At 42.1% G+C, this 21,001-nt stretch carries 21 protein-coding genes; 2 read left to right on the top strand and 19 right to left on the bottom strand.

Going from position 1 to position 21,001, the window contains the following annotated elements; genetic code table 11:
• Nucleotides 1–110: 110 nt before the first annotated feature.
• Together G601_RS0100890 and G601_RS0100885 are read right to left on the bottom strand one after the other, a co-directional pair.
• Nucleotides 111–1,016, bottom strand: a complete 906-nt coding sequence (locus G601_RS0100890) for a carbohydrate ABC transporter permease (RefSeq protein ID WP_035786851.1) — start codon at nucleotides 1,014–1,016, stop codon at nucleotides 111–113.
• A gap of 10 nt (nucleotides 1,017–1,026) precedes the next feature.
• Nucleotides 1,027–1,974: an ABC transporter permease gene (locus G601_RS0100885; RefSeq protein ID WP_026664172.1), complete on the bottom strand. Its 948-nt coding sequence runs from the start codon at nucleotides 1,972–1,974 to the stop codon at nucleotides 1,027–1,029.
• A gap of 376 nt (nucleotides 1,975–2,350) precedes the next feature.
• Between G601_RS0100885 and G601_RS0100880 the strand changes: the two genes are divergently transcribed.
• On the top strand, nucleotides 2,351–3,436 hold the full coding sequence (locus G601_RS0100880) for a LacI family DNA-binding transcriptional regulator (RefSeq protein ID WP_026664171.1): 1,086 nt from the start codon (nucleotides 2,351–2,353) through the stop codon (nucleotides 3,434–3,436).
• A gap of 16 nt (nucleotides 3,437–3,452) precedes the next feature.
• Here G601_RS0100880 and G601_RS0100875 read toward each other — a convergent pair whose 3' ends face one another.
• The 7 genes from G601_RS0100875 to G601_RS0100845 form a co-directional block, all read right to left on the bottom strand.
• Nucleotides 3,453–4,325 carry an aldose 1-epimerase family protein gene (locus G601_RS0100875; protein ID WP_026664170.1) on the bottom strand — a complete coding sequence of 291 codons (873 nt, stop codon included), beginning with the start codon at nucleotides 4,323–4,325 and terminating at the stop codon, nucleotides 3,453–3,455.
• 27 nt (nucleotides 4,326–4,352) lie between these two features.
• Entirely contained in the window at nucleotides 4,353–5,366 is a 1,014-nt protein-coding gene (locus G601_RS24575; protein ID WP_207638001.1) for a GGDEF domain-containing protein, read from the bottom strand.
• A 353-nt stretch (nucleotides 5,367–5,719) separates the two neighbouring features.
• Nucleotides 5,720–6,691 carry a D-2-hydroxyacid dehydrogenase gene (locus G601_RS0100865; protein WP_026664169.1) on the bottom strand — a complete coding sequence of 324 codons (972 nt, stop codon included), beginning with the start codon at nucleotides 6,689–6,691 and terminating at the stop codon, nucleotides 5,720–5,722.
• Nucleotides 6,692–7,422: 731 nt separating this feature from the next.
• Nucleotides 7,423–8,901 carry an L-fucose/L-arabinose isomerase family protein gene (locus tag G601_RS0100860; protein ID WP_026664168.1) on the bottom strand — a complete coding sequence of 493 codons (1,479 nt, stop codon included), beginning with the start codon at nucleotides 8,899–8,901 and terminating at the stop codon, nucleotides 7,423–7,425.
• Between the two features lie 331 nt (nucleotides 8,902–9,232).
• A complete protein-coding gene (locus tag G601_RS0100855) occupies nucleotides 9,233–10,261 on the bottom strand; it encodes a LacI family DNA-binding transcriptional regulator (RefSeq protein ID WP_026664167.1) in 1,029 nt (342 codons plus the stop codon).
• Between the two features lie 10 nt (nucleotides 10,262–10,271).
• Nucleotides 10,272–10,907 carry a DUF4867 family protein gene (locus tag G601_RS0100850; RefSeq protein WP_026664166.1) on the bottom strand — a complete coding sequence of 212 codons (636 nt, stop codon included), beginning with the start codon at nucleotides 10,905–10,907 and terminating at the stop codon, nucleotides 10,272–10,274.
• A gap of 267 nt (nucleotides 10,908–11,174) precedes the next feature.
• Nucleotides 11,175–12,053, bottom strand: coding sequence for a cation diffusion facilitator family transporter (locus G601_RS0100845; protein WP_026492849.1), 879 nt, complete (start codon nucleotides 12,051–12,053; stop codon nucleotides 11,175–11,177).
• Between the two features lie 288 nt (nucleotides 12,054–12,341).
• On the opposite strand from G601_RS0100845, the gene G601_RS24570 reads away from it, so the two are divergent.
• The gene (locus tag G601_RS24570) at nucleotides 12,342–13,112 is read left to right on the top strand and encodes a hypothetical protein (RefSeq protein WP_051205437.1); all 771 of its coding nucleotides are present in this window, start codon (nucleotides 12,342–12,344) and stop codon (nucleotides 13,110–13,112) included.
• Nucleotides 13,113–13,625: 513 nt separating this feature from the next.
• On the opposite strand, the gene atpC is transcribed toward G601_RS24570, so the two are convergent.
• The 10 genes from atpC to G601_RS0100785 form a co-directional block, all read right to left on the bottom strand.
• A complete protein-coding gene (gene atpC, locus G601_RS0100830) occupies nucleotides 13,626–14,027 on the bottom strand; it encodes an ATP synthase F1 subunit epsilon (protein WP_026664165.1) in 402 nt (133 codons plus the stop codon).
• A gap of 96 nt (nucleotides 14,028–14,123) precedes the next feature.
• On the bottom strand, nucleotides 14,124–15,521 hold the full coding sequence (atpD, locus tag G601_RS0100825; protein WP_026492851.1) for a F0F1 ATP synthase subunit beta: 1,398 nt from the start codon (nucleotides 15,519–15,521) through the stop codon (nucleotides 14,124–14,126).
• 81 nt (nucleotides 15,522–15,602) lie between these two features.
• Nucleotides 15,603–16,460: an ATP synthase F1 subunit gamma gene (atpG, locus tag G601_RS0100820; protein ID WP_026492852.1), complete on the bottom strand. Its 858-nt coding sequence runs from the start codon at nucleotides 16,458–16,460 to the stop codon at nucleotides 15,603–15,605.
• Between the two features lie 16 nt (nucleotides 16,461–16,476).
• Nucleotides 16,477–18,000 (bottom strand): F0F1 ATP synthase subunit alpha, encoded by a 1,524-nt coding sequence (gene atpA / locus G601_RS0100815; RefSeq protein WP_026492853.1) that lies wholly within the window; start codon nucleotides 17,998–18,000, stop codon nucleotides 16,477–16,479.
• A 30-nt stretch (nucleotides 18,001–18,030) separates the two neighbouring features.
• Nucleotides 18,031–18,570, bottom strand: a complete 540-nt coding sequence (gene atpH / locus G601_RS0100810; protein ID WP_026492854.1) for an ATP synthase F1 subunit delta — start codon at nucleotides 18,568–18,570, stop codon at nucleotides 18,031–18,033.
• Entirely contained in the window at nucleotides 18,567–19,070 is a 504-nt protein-coding gene (atpF, locus tag G601_RS0100805; RefSeq protein WP_026492855.1) for a F0F1 ATP synthase subunit B, read from the bottom strand. Before atpF ends, atpH begins: the two co-directional genes overlap by 4 nt.
• A gap of 49 nt (nucleotides 19,071–19,119) precedes the next feature.
• Complete coding sequence (gene atpE, locus G601_RS0100800; RefSeq protein ID WP_022761136.1) at nucleotides 19,120–19,401, bottom strand: ATP synthase F0 subunit C; 282 nt, start codon at nucleotides 19,399–19,401, stop codon at nucleotides 19,120–19,122.
• Nucleotides 19,402–19,447: 46 nt separating this feature from the next.
• The gene (locus tag G601_RS0100795) at nucleotides 19,448–20,209 is read right to left on the bottom strand and encodes a F0F1 ATP synthase subunit A (protein ID WP_026492856.1); all 762 of its coding nucleotides are present in this window, start codon (nucleotides 20,207–20,209) and stop codon (nucleotides 19,448–19,450) included.
• A 9-nt stretch (nucleotides 20,210–20,218) separates the two neighbouring features.
• A complete protein-coding gene (locus tag G601_RS0100790) occupies nucleotides 20,219–20,653 on the bottom strand; it encodes a hypothetical protein (protein ID WP_026492857.1) in 435 nt (144 codons plus the stop codon).
• Between the two features lie 26 nt (nucleotides 20,654–20,679).
• Complete coding sequence (locus tag G601_RS0100785; protein WP_026664164.1) at nucleotides 20,680–20,958, bottom strand: AtpZ/AtpI family protein; 279 nt, start codon at nucleotides 20,956–20,958, stop codon at nucleotides 20,680–20,682.
• Nucleotides 20,959–21,001 lie beyond the last annotated feature (43 nt).

Here is a 21,001-nt window from a genome sequence, read left to right as displayed (position 1 = left end):
CTGTGATTTATTTTTTACCCTGCTCTACATAAACTTAAGTTATTTTTGTCAGGGTTATCACTCATCATTTAACAGCTATGATTGTTACTTTTTCTGCTGGTTCTACCTTTTTATCCCTTAACAGCTCCGATTGTTACACCCTTTGCAAAGTACTTCTGAATGAAGGGATAAACCATAAGAAGTGGTGCTGCGGAAACTACGACTATGCAATATTTAAGCTGCTCAGCCAGTTTTTGCTTGGTTACAAGAGCATCTCCTGATGATCCCATCTGGTTAGACTGGTTCATAAGTACCAGGTTTCTGAGGACTACCTGAAGAGGCATCTTGTTATCATCCTGCAGGAACATCAGTGCATTAAAGAACTGGTTCCACATAGCTGTTGCATAGAAAAGTGCCATTACTGCAATAATTGTTGTAGAGATCGGAATAGCAATTTCGAAGAAGAATCTAAAGTCGCTGCATCCGTCTACCTTGGCTGCTTCCTGGAGCTCTCCTGGTATTCCCGACTCAAAGAATGATCTGCATACGATAAGGTTGTATGCTGATACCGCAACAGGAAGAACCATTGCCCATATGGTGTTATAGATACCAAGGTTTCTGATTGTCAGGTAGAGAGGTATTATTCCGCCGCCAAAAAACATGGTGAATGTAAATACAAATATCAGTCCTCGTCTGCCAGGAAGATCTTTTCTTGAAAGTGCATATCCTGCGGGAACTGTCGCAATTAGTGCTACTGCAGTTCCTACAACTGTGTAGAGAATTGTGTTACCATACGCAACCCACAAAGGCTTATATGCGAATGTCGTTTTATATCCCTCGAAATAAGGACTCTCCGGATACAGGAGCACTTTTCCCGAATTAACTGTTACAGGGTCTGTAATCGATGCCAGTAAAACATAATAAATAGGATAGATAATGATCACACAAACAATGATCATCAAAAGGATTACAACTCCCATGAAAATTTTATTTGCTCGTCCCAGCTTAACCTTGGACGTATTCTGTGTTTTTGCCATTACCTGCCTCCTAGAATATGCTGATATCGCTTACTTTTTTCGCAATCTGATTAGCAATTATCAGTATGATGAAGTTAACAACTGAATTGAAAAGTCCTACTGCTGTAGCAAAGCTGTACTGCGCTGTCTGAAGTCCGACTTTGTATACGTAAGTAGAGATGAGCTCGCTGACGATAGTGTTTGAACCGTTCTGCATAAGGAAAGCTTTCTCATATCCTACGTTCATGATGTTACCTATCTGAAGGATCAGCATCAGGATTACTGTTGGCATGATCATCGGAATATCAATGTACTTAATCTGCTGCCATTTTGTTGCGCCGTCTATCGTTGCTGCCTCGTAGTAGTCCGGGCTTATTGATGTGAGCGCTGCGATGTAAATAACTGCGTTGAATCCCATTGTCTGCCAGATATTGGATCCGATGTAAAGTGTTCTGAACCACTGTGGAAGTGATGTGAAAAGTATCGGATTGGAAGCACCTATCATGTGGTTCATTACACCTGTAGCTGAGAAGAAAACTGATATAATACTTACTACAACTACGTTTGACATGAAGTAAGGCGCATAGCTTATTGTCTGTATAACCTTTCTTGTTCTAAGATTTCTTATCTGGTTTAAAAGAAGTGCAAATACAATTGGTATCCAGAAAGCAATTACTATGCTCTCAAGGCTTATCAGGATTGTGTTTTTAATAGCGGTTACTGCTATGCTTGTACTGAAAAACTGTTGGAAATATTTAAAGATTGGATTAGCCCAGGGGCTTCCCATAATTCCCTGACGGATTTTGTAATCCTTAAATGAAATGATTAGTCCGTACATCGGATAATATGCAAAGACTATTGCCCATACAAGAGATGGCAAGAGCAGCACATATAGCTGCCACGCTGACAATACCTTTTTTAGGTTCCTGCTTCTGCCTGCTTTCTTAGCTGCAGGACTTTTCTCTCCCCTTCTTCCCATTTTTCCTCCCTTTTTGCACACATTCTGCTGTCATTTCACGTGTTCTACCAGCTCTGTATGCACTTGAATTACCGATTGCGTAACCGGTTACTTAATTTTGCGTAATCGGTCAAGTAACCGGTTACTTTCTTGAGTATAAATTTCCGGATATAAGATTTCAACCCCTAAAAAAAATTTCATCATTTTTCATGAATAACCATTTTATTTTTTGTTCAAAATATTCAGTATTTATCACATCATAACCGGTTACTTTAATTGCGACTTTTGTGTATAATAGTGGGTACGGTTATTGGCAGACATATCAGGCAATTCCTAATTTCGTTTACGATAATAGCCTGTGTGCTGCTAAATTATTTTTGAATAGGATGTTTTATTTATGAAGTCAAAGAAAGTGTCTTATGCAGATCTGGCTAGATACTGCAATTTTTCAAAGACAACAATATCAAGATATTTTAGTAATCCGGACTCCCTTACTCTGGAGAATCAGGAGAAAATCCGAGAGGCTGTTGAAACTCTTGGGTATCAGGAAAACAAGATTGCCAAAATACTTCCCAGTGGACATACAGAATTTATCGGTCTTATCATACCCAACCTCTATATGCCCTATTACTCTGAGGTAATGCACCATCTGCTCTCCTCCTACAGTACTTATGGCTATAAGTTTCTGGTTTTTGAAGGGCAGTCGGATATTGAGCTGGAGAGAAAATATATTCGTGAGCTTAGCGCCTATAATGTCGAGGGCATAATAACACTATCTCATACTATATCTTCTAAGGAATACGCTTCCTACGATATTCCGATTGTTGCCATAGAGCGTGAAGATGAGTTTATCTCCAGTGTCCACAATGACAACTATATGGGTGGAATTCAGGCTGCAAGCCTTCTGTATAAGAGCGACTGCGATATTCTGTTTTTCATAGATTCAACCCCCTATGGTGCTACACGCTCTGCCTATTATTCCAAGGATAAGCACTCATACTCCTATGGCCGATTGAACGGTTTTAAGTATGTCTGCAATGAAAAGAACATGCCTAATGAAGTTATAATTCAGGATTTGGGACTTAGCTATGAAGAATATTCCGAAAACATCCCTAAGATTATTGACGATATTGCAAAAAGATATCCCGGAAAACGAAAAGGGATTTTTTGCGCAAATGATACCTTTGCAAATATATCCCTTTTGCATTTGCTTAGAGCTTATGGGAATTTCCCTGACGATTTTAGATTAGTGGGTTACGACGGATCTCCAATTTCTGCTCAGGCTATTATTCCTTTCAGTACAGTTGGTCAGCAGCTTGATCAGATCACTAAATCCGCCATGGAAATACTGGTTGCTCAGATCAAAGGAAGGCACCGCAGAATCCCTGAGGAACTCCCGATCCGCCACGAAGTAATCGCCCCAATCCTCATAAATCGCGCAACCACACAGAAGGAAACACCGAATATCGCGGGGGCAAAATAGGGTTCCTGTTTTTCAATTATATAAACCTTACAACATAGCTTGCGTCGAATTTGCAAGATGGAGCCAGTGTCTGATTCCACTCTCTGTCCTTTAGTTCTCCGCTAAAGCCTTCTGCGTCGGCTCTTCCGTACCATGGCTCAATACAGATAAATGGTGCATTTTTCCCTGAAGGTGACCAGATTCCAAGAAGCGGTGCATCAAAACTTACTTCAACAAAAGTTTTACCATCAGAGTCTGCAATTGATGCTCCGCTCACCTGACTGTTCTCAAGGATGATGGCGCCGTTATCAAATGTATGCTCATCTACTTCTATAGCTTTATTTCTGCCAAGTTCAAGCTCATAGGTCTCATTAGCTGCAAGCGGATCATGGAATTTCCTCACTGTGAGGACATCTTTATCGGTCTTAAGTATTACAGAGTTTCCCTTAAGTGTTCCTTCACTGCTAAGTTTACAATTAAAAGCAGGATGTGCACCTATCGCAAATGGAAGGTCCTTTTTTCCTGTATTTTCCACTTTCCATCCTATTGTTACAGTATCTGCAACAAGGGTATAAGTAATTGTAAGTTTAAAATCAAGCGGATATTTTTCTCTTGTCTGCTCATTTGAAGCAAGTACGAATATTGCCTTGTCATCAGACTTTTCCACTACTTCGAACTCCATATCTCTTGCAAAGCCGTGCTGTCCCATAGGATATTCTTTACCTTCATAGCGATATTTACCGTCAGCCACAGCTCCTACAAAAGGGAAAAGAACAGGCGAAGTACGTCCCCAGAATTTGGGATCGCCGCACCACATATATTCCCAGTCGCCACGCTTTATGCTTTTTATCTCAGCTCCATGAGTGTCAATCTCTGCTGTTATTTGTTCGTTTTTTATTACAACTCTCATCTGTAGTTATTCCTTTCCAAAAATATCTCATCCCACAACTTTATTTTTTCCACTTAGCTTACCCTCGTACAATTTAGCGTCAGCCTCCCGGAATACATCATTGAGAGTTTTAGCATTCCCTGAACATGCTGCCCCAAAAGTCATAGTGATTCTGCCAAGCTCTTGCCCTTCGAATTCAAAGGGATAATTCTCTATCTCTTTTCTTGCTTCATCGAGAAAGCTTACTATTTCTTCAAAAGATCTTGCGGCTGTTTCGCAAAAAATAAATTCTTCACCGCCCCAACGATAGCATACTACAGCTTTTTCTCCAAGTATCTTTCCTATGGTTATAAGCACATAGTCTCCGCATTTGTGTCCGTATGTATCATTTATTCTCTTAAAATTGTCTATATCTCCGATGGCAATCCAGTACTTTTTTATTTTTCCATTTTCAACTTCCTTCAAATTTTCAGCCAGAAAATATCTGTTTGGAAGTCCTGTAAGTTTGTCATGAAAAAGCTGAAACTCCAACTTCTCTTCCGAGGAATTAGCGATATATACAAGAAGCTGCAATACAAACAGATTGATCACAAAAACTATCACGCCCCACAGAATCGTAAGCCAGAACTCAGCCTTTCCTGTCAGTTCATAGGGAGCAGGATTAAAGTGAAGATAAATGTAGCTGCCAATATAAAGAATAAAACCAATTAAGCAAAATGGCATCACTCTGACATATTTAATCTTTAGTGCTCTGGCAGAATATTCAGCATAAAAAGCCAATACATTCATTCCAATAAGTGTAATTTGAAATCCGCTGCCCCAACCGGTGAATAATACTGCAAGCGTCATATGCATGGCAACTTCAAGATAAATCGCTATTGCATATATTGAGAACCACTCTTTGTAGACAACAAACAACATTGCAAGATAAAAGATAATGCTGAAAATATTCACCCTGACCATAGGAGTAACTTTGCATTGCTCGAATACGGAATACATCAGAACATGGATAAGCAGAAAGCAGATTGCCATGCCCCATGCTATTAACTTGGCTCTTTTCAAGTTCAAGAACATATTAAAATACCTTCAATAGTATGTTTTTATATGAAAAATAGTTATGTTTTTACACCCACTATAATTATCGCTGAATTCGCTTAACTGCAAATAAATACCTCATTAAATTATAATTAAATAGGATGTTTCCTGTAATTTCGAAGGTTTTAATTAGCCTATAATGTTACTTGCAATTCCAATGGCTTTAATTTTCCTGCAATGCTGCTTGTTATTACGGCGGCTTTAATTTTCCTGCTATGTTCCTTGTTATTCCGGAGGCTTTAATTCTCCTGCTATGTTCCTTGTTATTCCGGAGGCTTTAATTCTCCTGCTATGTTCCTTGTTATTTGCAATGTCTTTAGTTACCCTACAATATTTCTTGCTTCTCCCTTCTCAAATGCCAGGATATTCTTTGCAACTTCCTCTACGCACCGGCTTCTTGCTTCCACACTTGCCCACGCCATATGGGGTGTCACAAACAATTTCTTACTATCCTGAATTCTAAGAAGCGGGCTGTCCTTTTTCATAGGCTCTACTGTCAGAACGTCAAGTCCTGCTGCCGCAATTTCTCCATCCTCAAGTGCCTTTACGAGATCCTCCTCATTTACTACTGGTCCTCTTGCCACATTTATTAAAATTGCAGACTTTTTCATCTTCTTAAATGCTACTTCATCTATGATGCCTCTGGTCTTGTCAGAAAGCGGGCAGTGTAGCGAGAGCACATCGCTTCTTTTGAGAAGTTCATCAAAGCTTACCATCTCATACTGCTCATCTTCACTATTGTGATCTGTTCTTCCGGAAGCTGAATAGAAGATCACCTTCGCTCCAAATGCTGTCGCTATCTGAGCAACTTTTCTTCCGATATTACCCATTCCTATGATTCCCCAGGTCATACCGTCAAGCTCATGAAAAGGGATGTCCAGCTTACAGAAATGCTCCTGTGAAGCATATTCTCCGCTTTTTACAAATTCATCATAATCCTTTAATGCTTCCATTACATAGAAAAGAAGTGCAAAGGTATGCTGCGCAACAGATGCTGTAGAATATCCGGCAACATTTGCAACCTTGATTCCACATTCTTTGCAGGCTTTGATATCAACATTGTCAAACCCGGTCGCAAACTCACATATTAGTTTTAAAGAAGGTGCTTTTTTCAAAATATCTGTAGTAATTTTGGATTTGTTGATGCAAAGTACATCTGCACCAGTAAGGCGTTCCTCTGCATTCTCAGCGGTTACCTTATCCTTATAAAATGTCACATCTCCAAGTTTCTCAAGGGATCTGTAATCTATATCATTTCCCACGCTGTCAATTTCTGCTGCTACTATTTTCATAGTTTGATTATCCCTTCCTATACACATGTTTCACTACTCCATCAATTCTATCACTTTGGTTTCGTTTATAAAGATTTTTCAGACCATATTATTTTGTATTTAAATATCTGAATTCTATCCTTTACGCCAACTATCACATTTGTCTTACTATTGGCGTAACTGTAATTCTCAATATTATATTATAATTGCACCGGTTTTCTCTTTTTTCCTATAAATGACGTAATGACAATTCCAAACTTCTGATTCCCGTTACACCTGTTTTCCATTTACTTCTTCTACTGACGTAATGGTAGCTCTAACTATCTGATTCCCCTTACACCTGTTTTCCATTTACCTCTTCAACTGACGTAATGGCAATCCCAAACATCTGATTTTCCTTACGCCAGTTTTCCTATCTAGCTATAATTGACGTAACAAGAATCCCCACATATGATAATCTTTACATCAGTTTACATTTTTTCTCTTTACTGATGTAATCTCCTCTTTCTCAAAACTTATTCCCACTAATACATCTGACAAAAATAGATTTTCCATGAACAAAGAGTCGCTCGCGACTCTTTGCGCGCTGGTGCGCGCAAGCTTTAGCTTGCAAAATTCATCTGCGCACCAGTCGCATCCATAGCGGAGCGGTTTTTATTCAATAGGAAATCCGAAGGAATTGAATAAAAAAACGCCTTCCGGGAAATTAGTCCCGAAAGGCATTTCTATTTTCACAAATTACTTATCACTGATTAAGCGAAAGGGTTCTCTGTAGGATAAGGAAGTGATGCAGGCTGGTTGTAGCCGATTGTCTCAGCACCTACATACTTGAATACCTCGTAAAGAGCCTTGCCGAAGTGACCAAATGCAACTGCACCGTGGTGAGGGAAGTTGCCCTGGATGAGAACGTGTCTGTAGAATCTGCCCATTTCCGGAATAGCGAATACGCCGATACCACCGAAGGACTGAGTAGCAACAGGAAGAACCTCACCCTGTGCAACATATGCGCGAAGGTGGTTATCAGATGTACTCTGCAGTCTGTAGAATGTGATATCACCGGGAACGATGTCACCTTCAAGTGTTCCCTGTGTAACTTCTTCAGGAAGGTTTCTAGCCATGATTCTCTGGAACTTCATCTCGCAGCTTGAAAGCTTGCTTGTGCATGTATTTCCGCAGTGGAAGCCCATGAATGTATCTGTGTGCTTGTAGTCGAACTTGCCCTTGATGGACTGCTCATACATATCAGCAGGTACAGAGTTGTTGATATCAAGAAGTGTAACAGCGTCGTTAGAGATGCATGTTCCGATGAACTCAGAAATTGCACCGTAGATATCTACTTCGCAGGATACCGGAATTCCACGGCCTGTAAGTCTTGAATTTACATAGCAGGGAACGAATCCGAACTGAGTCTGGAATGCAGGCCAGCACTTACCAGCGATACATACGAACTTCTTCCCGCCTCTGTGCTCCTCGATCCAGTCAAGAAGTGTAAGCTCATACTGAGCAAGCTTTGAAAGGATTTCAGGCTTCTTGTTACCTGCGCCAAGATCCTTCTCCATATCTGCAACAACGTCAGCGATTCTGGGATCACCAGCGTGCTTGTTGAAGCTCTCGAAAAGATCAAGCTCAGAGTTCTCCTCGATCTCAGCACCCATGTTGTAGATTTGCTGAATAGGAGCGTTACAAGCAAGGAAGTTCATCGGACGAGGACCGAAGCTGATAACCTTGAGCTCTGAAAGACCATAAAGTGCTCTTGCGATCGGAACGAACTCATTGATCATCTTAGCGCACTCATCTGCTGTTCCAACAGGATACTCAGGAATATATGCCTTTACGTTACGAAGGTGAAGGTTGTAGCTTGCGTTAAGCATTCCGCAGTAAGCATCTCCTCTACCATCGATAAGGTCACCCTGTGACTCCTCTGCTGCTGCGCAGAACATTACAGGACCACCAAACTTCTCTGCAAGAAGTGTCTCTGAAATCTCAGGACCGAAGTTACCAAGATATACACAAAGTGCATTACATCCTGCCTTCTTAACATCCTCAAGAGCCTCAAGTGTCTGAGTCTCGCTCTCGATGATGCAAACAGGGCACTCGTAAACGTCTACGTCGTTGTAAAGCTTCTTGTAGCTCTCTACTAATGCCTTTCTACGATTGATTGCAAGTGATGCCGGGAAACAGTCACGGCTGACTGCTACCAGACCAATTTTAACCTGGGGAATGTTGTTCATACTGATGTCCTCCTACCCTTATAAATAATTATTGTTTCTGTTGTTATGCGATTTTTCTTTCCAAAACCGCGAAAAGCCTTTGATTCTCATGCGTTTAGATATTTTTATGACGCATTCCATCAATTTGTGTGTACGTTAACACATCTACTAAATCATAAGTTTTACGGTCTCTGTTGTCAATTTGACATATTTCACAGAATTATTCTTTAAATTCTGTTAACTATGCCCCTCATCCGGCAGCTTCGCTGCCACCTTCCCCCCAAGGGGAAGGCTCTATATCATCTTGCCTTCCCCCTCTGGGGGAAGGTGGCGCAAAGCGCCGGATGAGGGCTCATAAATTCTGCTCTATATGTATGCTAAGTTCCGTGTAATTCACCTTCTTCGGCACCGTTCCGTACGCCAGATAATTAAACAGTATTTCCAGCGAAAGCTTTCCCTGTTTTTCAGGCTCCTGGCATATTGTGGCTGAGATCATTCCCTTGTGGAACATCTCATACTGCACCGCAACAAGGTCATTGGTTATGATCCGTATCTTGTGCTGCGTATCCTCATTGGATATAAGTCTGCAGATGTCGTAATCTCTCGGATTGATGACGTATACCACATTTGTCTCCGGGTACTTGATCAGCATCTCCTTAACCGCACGCTTATTCTCAGCGCGGTCCAGGGATATGGTCCATTTTCCCAGAAGCTCCATGTCCGGATAGCGGGAATTCATCTCGTTCGAGAAGCCCCTTATACGCTCCGTGGCACTTTCCTTGATGCTGTCATATTCCGTGAAAAAACATATCTTAGCGTCTTCTCCGCCAGCCATGGCTGTAAGCCCTGCCGCAAGTCTTCCTGAAGCGATATAATCGCATCCCACATACGCAAGATGGTCCACTCCATCCAGTCTGCTGTTGTAGAACACAAGCGGAAGATCACGCTTTTTCTGCTCTTCAATTATCAAATCATTTATAAGAGATGTGGAACCTGTTATGCAGACTCCATCGTACTCTCCTATGGTTTCTTTCAGCGATTTCAGTAACCGGCTCTCTTCATCGGCATTATCGGGATACTCGATGATATCCGTAGTTGCCGCATATGCCTCAAGAGACTTCGCCTTCTTCTCGGCACTTTCCCTAACGGGTATGAAAAACGGACTGAACTGGGTTTTCGGGATCATGAAAAGAAACTTAAGCTTCTTTTTCCTTACTGCCAGTCCCTGCGCCACTCGATTAGGCTCATAGTGGAGCTCCTCACACGCTTTCTCAACCCTCTCCCTGGTCTCCTGCTTCACATATCCTCTGTTGTGAAGGACACGGTCAACAGTACCTATCGAAACGCCGGCCTGCTTCGCTATCTCTGTTATTGTTGCCATTTTCCCCTCATTAGATGAGTGCTGCGATATCTATATTCTCGCCTGTAATTCCTTCATAAGCGCCGTCAGCGATCTCAGATGCATCCTTGTGTGCAAGAAGCCACTTATTTGTAGCGAAAAGTGTTCTGTCATCAAGGTTCTTGCCAGCTGTCTCTGTGGTTCCTACGTTTGTTCCCTTGGGAAGTGCGATGAGAACCTTGAAGCCCTTTGAAGCATCTGCATGGCAGGGAGCATAGTGAAGTGTTGAAGCATAAACCTCAACAAGTACGCCCTTAGGGCACTTGAATGCTACAACCTTGGAAGAATCAAGCTTGCCATCCTCGATGTCACTGAGCTTAGCAAGAAGAAGGATGAAATCCTCAGTTCCAAGGTTGAACTCGCTGTCTCTGTGATATTCCATGCAGTTCATCTTTGTGTTATGTCCGTTGCAGTAACCGAACTGGAAGGGCATACCACCAAAGAGGCTTGTGCCAAGATCCTTGGTATCTGATGTAGCCATAAGCTTAGGCTCCTCAGCTACATAAACAACATCATCCGGACAAGGAGTGTCATTCTCAAGTGTCTTCAGGATTTCTGCAACACTGTAACCCTCAACAACTCTGCCGTACTCTTTGAATTCTTTGTCTGTTACGCTTTTAATTGTCATTTTTCCTACCCCGCTTTTTTCTGGTTTTCGTATCCGTTAACGTACACACATTATATGTTATTACCACCCTCAACTTCAATTATCAGAATTAAACAAATTTCCTGTCTTCATTTCTTACACAATTACACATAACTGAAGTGATTATGTTACTTTAGGATAAGACTATGAATATAGATATAGGCGAAGAGGTTAGACAGATCCCTGATTGTCCTGATAGTTACATTAGATGCACAAAAAATGCTGCTATCAAAGCAGCATTTCTTGCATTTAGATTATTACTACGTTTACGATCCCACCACCGATTTCATCAGATACTCTTTTCTTTATGTTTTCTGAGACCTTACTTACTTCGTGGTAAGTCATATCCTGCTTAAAGCAAAGTTCAATGTCGACATATTGGTCAGTTCCGCTTATACGGCTTTTAATCTCTCCAAGCTCATCATAATATTCATAAAACTCATTTAATGCCTTGAGGATCTTTAATTGTGAATCCTCATCCAATGTAAGGTCGCTAAGTTCTCTAATTGCATCTGTCAGATGATGAACCACTATATATGCTAATGGCAATGAGACAACCACGCATACCAGCGGAGAAAAATACCTTATCCAGCTCGCTTTTTCAAATATGATTCCAATAATCAATGTTACAATAGAAATCGCATCAAACACGAATTCGTTTCTTGCTGCCACAAATGCTGAATGGATCATCCTGCTATGGTTCTTGCTCACAAGATTCTTCTCTTTAAAATATATAAATATATCTATAAGCACACCAACAATACTTACAACAAGTGCAAATACCAAAAATTCTTCTTCACTCTCCGGCAATATTATTTTTCTTACAGCAAAGAATACTATGCACAAAATTCCCGCAAGATCAAACGTCTCACAGCAAAGGGCTGTTATCGCTTCTACTTTTCCGGTTCCATAATTGAATCTGAATTTCAGATTCTTATTCAGTTTCGTAGTAAGTACTACAAGTATTACTCCCGGAACAAGAACACTTGCATTTTCCATAAATTCAAGCCACACAACCATTGAACCGCTGGCTATAGCCGCAATAAAGGAAGTGATGAATTCAGGTATTCTGTATATAATTAACAGGACCGCTACATTTCTTTGCTCTGTAAGAATGTTTTTTTCCATATTATTCAAATTCTCCATTAACACGAATCACGTCAAATATTTTGCAAGCTATATTTGTTCGCAATATTCAGTATTATCAGTTTTGTCGCCAATTCCCAGCACTATATCACAATCACATTGATTATCTTACTTTACATTATATATTTAATATGTTATCATCTTTATCGTTTCAAGGATATTCATCCGTATTTTCCTATTTTGGTTTTTGAAGCATTTTTCTTTTGAGGAGTTGTAATATGAAAGGAGTATTATTTGTATTGCCCTAATTACAGCAATATATAAATATTTATGTCTAATTATTTCTTAACCAGAAAGCAGCAACTAACCAGGCTACTTCACAAATATCAATCTGAAGTGAACTCTTTACCTGAAGGAACTCTTGTAATATATCAAAATGGAGCAAAGTGGTATCTTCAGGAAAAAGATAAATCAGGAAAAACTAAAAGAACTTATATTTCTAAAAGTAAAATTGATTATGCATCACAGCTTGCTAAAAAGGCTTTGTTGAAGAACTATATTCGCGATATTGAAAATGAAATCACTGCAATCAATGCATATATTCGAGTCAGAAAGCACTGCAGGCTTAACAATATTTTAGCTGCAGATTCACCTTATGTACCTCTACTTTCAGATCAATACCAATGGCTAAGTGATCATGATTACATATCCAATCCCAATCATCCCGAAGCATTAATAATAAAGGCCCCAAAGGGACAATTTGTCAGATCGAAATCAGAAGCTATTATCGCCTACGCATTGTTTGATCATCACCTATCCTATATGTATGAGCATGCTCTTTTGCTAGGTGAATATACCATTTATCCCGATTTCACAATTCGGCATCCAGTTACTAATAAATTGTATATTTGGGAACACTTTGGTCTTGCCGATCAAGCTAAGTATCAAAATGCTATGTGCAACAAAATTAGAAGTTACATAAATGCCGGATATGTCCCGGGAGATAATCTAATCCTCACCTACGAGACCGCTGACTGTCCTCTTGATATCAGCTATGTTCAAGGGATCATTGATTTGCATTTCGGGGCAGACATAATATAAATGATGGAGCAAGTTACCGATGGCTACTCCGGTCAAAACTTGAGGCTTTATTATTCATTTAATGTTTTACTTGGAAAAAATCCCTTTAAAAATTTGCTTTGGTATCCATTTTCCCCTCTAATTATGCTTATTTTTGATGTCACTTTCACTACGAGGCGATTTTTCTTAATTTGGTACCCTTATATCAGACAATCATGGATACCAAATTGATATTTTCAAGAAAAAATTTCCATTTTCCCGAAAAACACCTTCAAATAAGCACCAAAAAGGATACCAAACTCAGAAAAATCCCCGATTATTTCCTTCAACCCTTTCATTCTGTATCCTTATGTATAAAGCCCCCGCAAGAGATTGCGATGAGCCGTCTCCGGCGCTACCAGGTTTTTACAAAAGCGCTGCAGCAAGCCATATAGGCAAGCCACAGCGCTTCTAATATCACAACCAGCCTATAAGCATGACCTGCATCTCCCCCGAGTACGCAAATCATCCTCTAAAAATAGCTGAATCGTAAATTTAATCAGCGGAACCAATTCTAACAAGTGCACGATAAAGCTTGGCTTCGGCGCGGACTCTTGCCTCTTTGGTAAGTCTGGCATCTTTAAGTGCCTCCTCTGCCCGGGCTTTCGCTGATCGCGCACGTTCCACATCTATCTCGTCGCTCCAGAGCCAGTTGGTCGGAAGAATACGGACTTCACCTTCCATTACTGAGAGCATTCCGCCAATACATGCGGCTTTTCTCTCTTTACCATCTGCGAAGGTTACATGAGCAGTTCCCATTCCTATACCGGTACAATAGTTGGTATGTCTTGCTAATATCTCAACATCTCCATCTATAGTACGAAGCAGAACCTTCTCAACCTCGCCCTCATATTCCAATCCATCAATGGATACGACCTCTAAATGATAAGTAGCCATATTGTTAAACCCTCATCTGTCTGCTTTCCATCCACCATCCGCTTTGGAATGGCGCATTATTCTTAATTGCATGGAAGCAAAATTTCTCTAGTATATTTAGCTATTCTTCTTAGCCTTCTCGAACACTTCATCAATTGTTCCGACCAGCAGGAATGCTGACTCCGGAAGATCATCACACTCACCGTTAAGAATCATCTTAAATCCGCGGATGGTTTCCTTCAGAGGAACGTATTTGCCCGGAAGTCCTGTGAACTGCTCAGCAACTGAGAAGCTCTGTGACAGGAAGTTCTGAACCTTACGAGCTCTGAAAACTGTCTGCTTATCTTCATCGGAAAGCTCATCCATACCCATGATAGCGATGATATCCTGCAATTCACGATATCTCTGGAGAACCTGCTGAACGCCCTTAGCAACTTCGTAGTGCTCCTTACCCACTACGTCAGGTGAAAGGATACGGCTGGTGGAATCCAGAGGATCAACTGCCGGATAAATACCCTTTGATGCAATGTCACGGGAAAGAACGGTGGTTGCATCCAAGTGTGTGAATGTCGTTGCGGGAGCAGGGTCTGTCAAGTCATCTGCAGGCACGTAAACGGCCTGAACTGATGTGATTGAACCCTTCTTGGTTGATGTGATACGCTCCTGAAGCGCACCCATCTCTGTAGCCAGTGTAGGCTGGTAACCAACGGCTGAAGGCATACGTCCAAGCAGCGCGGAAACCTCTGAACCGGCCTGTGTGAAACGGAAGATGTTATCGATGAAAAGAAGCACATCCTGATTCTTAACATCACGATAATATTCAGCCATTGTAAGTCCTGAAAGAGCAACTCTCATACGTGCTCCCGGGGGCTCGTTCATCTGTCCGTAAACAAGTGCAGTCTTGTTAATAACTCCACTTTCTTTCATTTCTCCGTAAAGGTCATTTCCTTCACGGGTACGTTCGCCGACACCGGTGAATACTGAGATACCACCGTGTGCCTTAGCAACGTTATTGATAAGCTCCATGATAAGGACGGTTTTACCAACTCCCGCACCACCGAACAAACCAATCTTACCACCCTTAGCGTAAGGGCAGATAAGGTCAACTACCTTAATTCCTGTCTCAAAAATCTCAGTAGCAGGAACCTGATCTTCAAATGACGGAGCCGGTCTGTGAATTGGCCATCTCTCCTGCGTCGTGGGAGCAGGCTGATTATCAACGGGCTCACCAAGAAGATTGAAAATTCGTCCCAGGCACTCGTCACCTACCGGAACTGAGATGGGAGCAGCTGTATCTACTGCATCGATTCCACGAACAAGTCCATCCGTGGAGCTCATTGCAATACAACGAACTACATCATCACCAATCTGCTGTGCTACCTCAGCTACAAGAGTGGAATCTCCATTCTTGATCTCAATAGCGCTATGCAGATCCGGCAGCTCACCCTCGCCAAAACGAATGTCAAGGACAGGTCCTGTTACCTGTATTACCTTTCCAACATGTTTTTCACTCATCGTGAGTACTCCTTTTCCTCTCATCCCTGATCTGTTCCTGTGTTTTATAAATCAGGAACATCCTCGGGAATCGGTTTTTTATTACGGTTCTTCTGCACCGGCAACAATCTCTGTAATTTCCTGAGTAATACTTGCCTGACGTGCTCTGTTATAATACAGACTTAATGTTTCAATCATTTCTTCTGCGTTGTCGGTAGCTGCTTCCATCGCAGTTCTTCTCGCTGCAAGCTCACTCGCAACAGAGATATTTATACTCGTGTATAGCACTCCCGCCAAATACTCCGGAACAACTGTATTGAAAACAGTCTCGCTATCCGGTTCATACAGAATAAGCGATTTGTTCTTTTTCGCAGCCCCATCTCCTACTGCCAGGTCTGACAACGGAAGGATAGGACTGGCCTTTGGAACCTGTGACATCATAGATACAAAATCTGTATAACACAGAAAAATATGTCCGAATTTACCCTCTTTATATGCCTCGCATAAAAGCTTTGCTACAGAGAAACACTCTGAAATTGTTACCTTGGCGACTTCTGCAAATTCCTCTGTAAAAATCGGAACATTTCTGTGCTTGAAATACTCAACGGATTTTTTTCCTATAGGGAATACTTCAATATCACGTCCCTTAGTCTCGCTCTCCATAAACTTAAACAGGTTGGAGTTATATCCTCCTGCAAGTCCTCTGTCACCGGCGATTACAACATATAACCACTTATCATTTTTGCCTGCCTTGGTATAGGGCGACTGAAAATCATGGTTTCCATCAGCGATATCATGAAGTGTATCCAGAAGCGTTCCAAGATAGGGCTTGGAGTTATCTGCTTTCTCCTTCGCCTTTCTCAGCTTACTGGCAGCAACCAGCTGCATCGCTTTTGTAATCTGCATGGTGCTCTGTACGCTTTTTATCCGGAGCTTCACAGCTTTCATATTAGCAGCCATGTGTTATCCTCCGTTATCACTTTTTACCTGCAAGAAACTTCTCGGTAAATGCCTTAAGTACGTTCTTCATCTTCTCTTCTGTCTCTGCCTCGAGTTTTCCTGTCTCGCGAATAGTCTTCATAACATCGCTTCCGTCAGGATTGGTATCAAGGTATTCAAAGAGTCCTGCTTCATACTCTGCAATGTCTGTAACTGCAACATCTGTCAGTACATTGTTGATAACTGCGTATAGGATAGCAACCTGCTTCTCAACAGCAACCGGTGAACTCTTATCCTGCTTAAGAACTTCCACGATTCTTTCACCCTGTGCAAGACGACTCTTGGTGTCTTCATCAAGGTCTGAACCGAACTGAGCGAAGCTCTGCAGCTCACGGTACTGTGAATAGATCAGCTTCAGTGTACCTGCAACCTTTTTCATAGCCTTAATCTGAGCGTTACCACCTACTCGGGATACTGAGATACCGGGGTTAACCGCCGGCATGATACCTGAGTGGAAAAGCTCTGTCTCAAGGAATATCTGTCCATCTGTGATGGAGATAACGTTTGTAGGAATGTACGCAGATACGTCACCTGCCTGTGTCTCGATGATAGGAAGAGCGGTAAGTGAACCGCCACCATTTTCATCAGAAAGCTTAGCAGCTCTCTCAAGGAGTCTTGAATGCAGGTAGAATACGTCACCGGGATAAGCTTCACGTCCCGGAGGTCTGCGGATAAGAAGGGAAAGTGCACGGTATGCAACAGCGTGCTTTGAAAGGTCATCATAGATAACCAGTACGTGCTTACCCTTGTTCATGAAGTACTCACCCATGGTGCAGCCTGTGTAAGGTGCGATGTACTGCAGCGGGCTGGGCTCTGATGCCGTAGCTGCTACGACGATGGAATACTCCATAGCGCCTGCGTTCTGCAGTTCTGCCACAAGTGAAGTAACTGTTGATCTCTTCTGACCTATTGCAACATAGATACAGATTACATCCTTACCCTTCTGGTTGATGATCGTATCGATAGCAATAGTAGTCTTACCTGTCTGTCTGTCACCGATAATCAGCTCACGCTGTCCACGTCCGATCGGGATCATGGAATCGATAGCCTTGATACCTGTCTGCAAAGGCTCTTTAACGGGCTGTCTTTCGATAATACCCGGTGCCTTAATTTCAACAGGTCTGAAATCGTTTGATTCGATAGGGCCTGCGCCATCAATCGGCTGTCCGATAGCGTTTACAACACGTCCTATCATTGCATCGCCAACCGGAACTGAAACTACGCGTCCGGTACGCTTAACGGTCTGTCCTTCGCTGATACCAACATCTTCTCCGAACAGAACCGCGGATACTACTGTCTCTTCGAGGTTCTGAGCCATTCCGAATGTGCCGTTCTCGAACTCGAGAAGCTCTCCTGACATACAGTTCAAAAGTCCGCTAACTCTGGAAATACCGTCACCAACGGTAAGAACTGTACCGGTCTCATTCTGAATGATCGCATTTTGATAGTTTTTGATCTGGCTTCGAATCACCTCGGATATTTTTTCTGGTTTTAATTCCATTCTAAAAGCCTCCGTGGGTTTTATTCTTACTTATAGGACTGTCTCGTCAACCTTCTTGCGGAGTTCATCGAGGCGCCCCTGAACTGTTCCATCATAGAGCTTACCTTCGATCTCCACCCGGATTCCTCCGAGTACAGCTCCATCGGTTTTCTGAGTTAGAAGAATCTTCTTGCCGCTGATTGACTCAAGCTTTGACTTAAGTGCGCTTATCTGCGACTCGTTAAGTGCTATAGCGCTTGTCACGGTTGCCTCTGCAATTCCGTGATCCTTGTTATAACTGCTCCTGAACCTGTTTACGCATGAGGAAAATTGTCTCAGCAATCCTCTCTCAATGAGTATCTTTATAAAGTTAAGCAGGTACGGTTGGAGCTGTCCGTCAAATGCTTCATCAACAAGCCTTAATCTCTCTTTTCTCGGAATGGATGGTTCCGATAAAAGTGTGACATAATCAGGATTCTCCTTAAATATCTCCTTGACCGATTCCATCTGACTTAAGATATCATCCGTAAGGTTTTCCGAAAGCGCCAGATCATACAGACTTTGTCCGTATAAATCTCCAGCCTTGGTCATGACGCCTCCCCTACATTGTTAATGAATTCATCAATAAGTTTCTTATGATCGTTCTCGTTGATTTCTTTCTCCACGACTTTTCCTGCAATATCCATTGCAAGTCCGCCGATGGTGTCCTTAGCCTCGTTAATGGCTTTCTTCTTTGACTGTTCTATATCAGCTTCCGCTTTCTCCATGAGACCCTTGGCCTGCTGCTCAGCTTCCTTAACGATGTTGTCAGCCTTGCCCTGTGCTTCCTTCTGAGCATTTGCAACTATCTCAGCTGCTTCTGCCTGTGCGGATGATAAGCTTGTCTCATATTCCTTCTTCATTGATTCAGCTTTTTCCTTGGCTTCTCTTGCTCCCTTGATTTCGTTCTCGGTGAGCTGACGTCTCTTTTCGATTACCTCATTTATAGGTTTGAAAAGGAACTTCTTGATGAGCCACATCTGAATGAAGAGGTTCAGGATCTGTGCTATGAACGTCCACGGAACGAGTGTTACTAAGTCCTGTGTGCCCATTCGTTTACCTCCATAATTTCTACTTTGGGGCTTAAGCTACTGAAAAAGATCAGTTCAGATAGCCCATGAATGTGCCGGGTGCTACGAATATAAGAAGAAGACCAGTAACGAAACCATAGATACCGGTTGTCTCAGCGATCGCACAACCAAGAAGCATGGTACTTGTTACATCACCCTTACACTCAGGCTGGCGTCCGATTGCCTCAAGTGCCTTAGAAACGGCATTTCCTTCACCAATACCAGGTCCGATACCGGCGATCAGTGCACATCCTGCACCAATACCGCATCCTGCAAGTGCAATACCTTTTGCTAAAATCTGAAAATCACTCATGTTGAAATCCTCCTAAAAGTAATGTTTTTATATGAAATTGTAAAAATTACCCCTCTGCTGCGTTGGCGATATACATTATCGTCAGCATTGAGAAAATAAACGCCTGCATACATCCTGTAAACCAGTCAAAATACACGCCCAGGATTGCCGGGAGTCCGACACTGAGGATCGGAATATGGGAAAGTACATCACCCACAGCGCCCGGTATAAGTCCAAATAATGCCGAAGACGCAATGGCAAGTGCTGCATAGATAAGTCCGTCAATAACTATACCTGAGAGAATGTTACCGAAGTGACGGCAAGCCATACTTACAGGTGTTGCCAACTCAGAAAGAATATTGAACGGTGTCATTACAGCGATTGGAGTGGTGAATCCTTTCAGATATCCAAGGAATCCTCCAGCTTTGATCTTGCACGCAGTGATAATTACGAATACGACAACTGCCCATGCCGCTTCTGTTGAAAGATCGGCCGTCGGACTTCTGAGTCCTACAAGGCATATCAGGTTCGATACGATACTTGTTGCAAATATCGTGGATACCAGCGGAATAAGCCAGTCAAACTTAGTACCGCCTGTATTGCTTCGAACCAGATTGTGAGCTGCTTCAACAATCATCTCTGCAACTGCCTGGCGCTTTGAAATATTCTCGACCTGAAGGTTTCTCGTCAGGAAGATACACAGCAGCGTTATAATCGCCATTACAATCCAGCTGACAACCAATGTCTCAGTGATATTAAAATCTCCAAGGATCGGTATGCCGGTGTGGATGGTGTAATAGATCTTACTGCCGGCTACTTCAAAGTTCATACTTTATTTTCACCTTCCTTTCCTCGCAGTTAGAATCCCGCGAATTTTTATTAAAATACTCGGAATAAATAGAGGAATAACACCGGTTACAAGATTTATAGCCGGCACAAAGATAGACAGAATCACCCATAGGAGCTGCATCATCGTGCGATAACGCAAGCTTACAGCCATGGTACTTCTCGCCCTGTCCATCTCCTCTTCATTCATCCCTGTGATCTTCTGCACTGTAAGGCCCATCCAGAAGAAGTTCCCCACAGCTACGACAGTTCCACCTATCGCACCTAAGAAGACCGTATAATCAAAAGGTACCTTGTAGCCAAAAGGCGCATCCACAGGCACCACTTGATGCAAAACAAAAAATACTGCTAACACAACAAGGCTCGCCACCGCTGTCCCCACAGCAATGAACGAAGTCTCCTTCTTGACTGCATCCTGAATCACCATAACAAAACTTTTCTCTCCATTATTTTTTAAATATGTTTGTTGAAAGACACTTCTTTCTCTGAGCGTTTCTTTTTCTCGTTTTTCTTCTCGACCTCAAGATAAACCTTGTAAGCCGTCATAAATGAACCCCCGATCCCAAAGAAAAAGCCCACAATATACACCCATGTGCCAACACCCAGTCTGGTTGTCAGCATGTAGCACGCAAATATGCAAATTAAGAGCGGTGTTACAAGAGATAAGCCCAGTTGCCCAACCATCGCAAACTGGGTCATTAATTTTGAAAAATCCGTTGTCTTTTTGATCATTTATTGTCTTTAGCTTTCTGCTTTAAACTCAATTTTTATAGAT

Source organism: Butyrivibrio sp. FC2001 (genome assembly GCF_000424125.1).
Classification (GTDB): Bacteria; Bacillota; Clostridia; order Lachnospirales; family Lachnospiraceae; genus Butyrivibrio.
Note: the sequence above shows the minus strand (reverse complement) of the source record. Positions and strands in the feature narration are given on the sequence as shown.